This window comes from Protofrankia sp. CiP1_Cm_nod4, assembly GCF_982290645.1.
Genome location: NZ_CEVIVC010000102.1, coordinates 10,145 through 12,257, shown reverse-complemented (window position 1 = coordinate 12,257; position 2,113 = coordinate 10,145). Strand labels below are relative to the sequence as shown.

Genomic DNA, 2,113 nt, shown 5'->3' with positions numbered 1-2,113 from the left:
CCCCGGCACCGGTTGTCGAGGAGCCCGTGTCCGCCGGAACGCGGTCCGCCGCCGAGCAGGTCACGGTGGACGGGACGGCCGCAGGGGCTCCGGCCGTGGTGGCGGATGAGGCCGTGGAGCATACCGGCGTGCGCGCCGAGACTCCCGAACCCGCCACGGCCACCCCGCCCGCGGCCGTCGGTGACCAGGAGTTGTCCGGCGACCACGAGCCGTCCGTGGTGGCACCGTCCGTGGCCGAGCCGGCGTCCGCTCCGGAGGCAGCCGCCGGGGAGGCCTCCGACGCCGACGTCTCCGGGAGCCAGCGGCCCGGCGGCGCGGCAGCCGGCGGCGGAGCCCCAGAGGATGTGATCCCGGGCGACGAAGCCCCGGGCGATGAAGCCCCGGGCGACGCGGTGCCGGCTGCCGCGGCCGCCAGGGATACCCCGGAGCATGCCGAGGGCGGCGCGGACGAGACCGTGGGAGAGCCCGATGACACCCAGGTGCCGCAGCCGGTCCCTTCGACGTCCCGCCGGCGGTGGTGGCGCCGGTTCCTGTGACACGTCAGGGCCGTTGCTCCGGGGCCGGCCGGTGACGGCCCCGGTGGGGACGGCGCGGATCCGTTTCCGGGCATGCCACCCGGACGGACGTTTCCCAGCGTTACGTCAACGGCCGGGAAACGCTGGGACTTCCTGTCGGCAGCACGACGCGCAGGGGCCCGGCCGGCGCAATAGCGTCTTGGGGTAACCAACGATCCCGGGGGAGAGCATGCCTATGCGAGCGAGGTTGCTCGTCGTCATTGCCACGCTGTCCGCGCTCGTGCTTTCGGCCTGCGGAAGCAGGGTGGACGACTCGAGCCCGCCGCCGGGCGGCCCCACCCAGGGTGCCGGGGCCAACACGGCGTCGGATACCGGCGTGACCGCGAACGACGTCAAAGTCGGTGTGATCGTCGGTCTGACCAGCCCGCTGGGGTCGGAGACCTTCTCCACCTCCCTTTACGGCGCGAAGGCCTACTTCGACGCGCTCAACGCCGCCGGTGGTGTGAACGGCCGTAAGGTCACGCTCGTCCAGTGTGACGACCACGGCAGCGGGCCGGACAACACGGCGTGCGTGCGCAAGCTCGTCGACGACGAGAAGGTCTTCGCCCTGGCCGGGGTGTCGGCGTTCGACTACGCCGGCGCGCAGTACCTGAACTCCAAGGGGGTGCCGGACGTCGGCGGCCAGCCGACCAGCAGCGCCTACGACCAGTACCCGCATCTGTACTCGATCTACGGTAGCTACTATCCGCGTGACGGCAGGCAGCCCGGCTACAACGGGAACCTCTACGCCGGCACCGAGAACTACCGGTGGCTCAAGGAGAACCTGAGCACCAGGGTCGCGGGCGTGGTCTACTACAACGTCGCGCCGTCCCAGCGTTACGCGCAGTCGGTTGCCGACGGCCTGCGCCGGGAGGGCTACACGGTCGTCGAAAAAGAGATCAACTACTTTGCCCCGAACTTCGACGCGGCCGTACTGGACCTGAAGGCCCGCGGGGCCGATGTGATCTTCGACGCGATGGAGGACAACGGCAACCTGGCCCTGTGCAAGTCGATGCAGGCCCAGGGGCTGACCGTCAAGGCGAAGGTGACCACCTCGCAGGGATGGACCGACACCTTCGGCCAGACCTTCGCGGACACCCCCAACTGCCGTGACTCCACCTACGCGATCAGCACGATCCGTAACTACAACGACACGAACTACCCGGCGGTGGCCAGGTTCCGGGCGGACATGGCGAAGCACCAGCCCGCGCGCGAGGGCAAGCTGAGCATCTGGACCCTCGAGGGCTACGCGTCCGCCCAGTGGCTCACCGACGCGATCAGGTCGTGCGGCGCGAACCTCACCCGGGCGTGCGTCGAGCAGTTCCTGAACCGCCCGCAGGACTATGACGGTGACGGTCTGCTGACCCCACGCAACTTCACCAAGCTCGCGGCCCCCCCGGAGACCGACCGGAACTGCATCAACGTCGCCCGTTGGGAGAGTTCGGCGAACGGCGGCAAGGGAGGCTGGGTGACCCAGGTCAAGGACATGAACACCAACTGCTTCACCGTCCCGAACCTGTCCTACCCGGCCGAGTGAGCACCCGGGGAAGACCCGCGTG

1 protein-coding gene and 1 pseudogene are annotated in these 2,113 nt (G+C 69.9%); both read left to right on the top strand.

The genetic code is table 11. The annotated features are described in order from the left end of the window. Positions 1–536 (top strand): annotated as a pseudogene (locus AC5LSR_RS17510) (hypothetical protein); the annotation flags it as partial. A 214-nt stretch (positions 537–750) separates the two neighbouring features. Next, on the top strand, positions 751–2,091 hold the full coding sequence (locus tag AC5LSR_RS17505; protein WP_250282933.1) for an ABC transporter substrate-binding protein: 1,341 nt from the start codon (positions 751–753) through the stop codon (positions 2,089–2,091). Positions 2,092–2,113 lie beyond the last annotated feature (22 nt).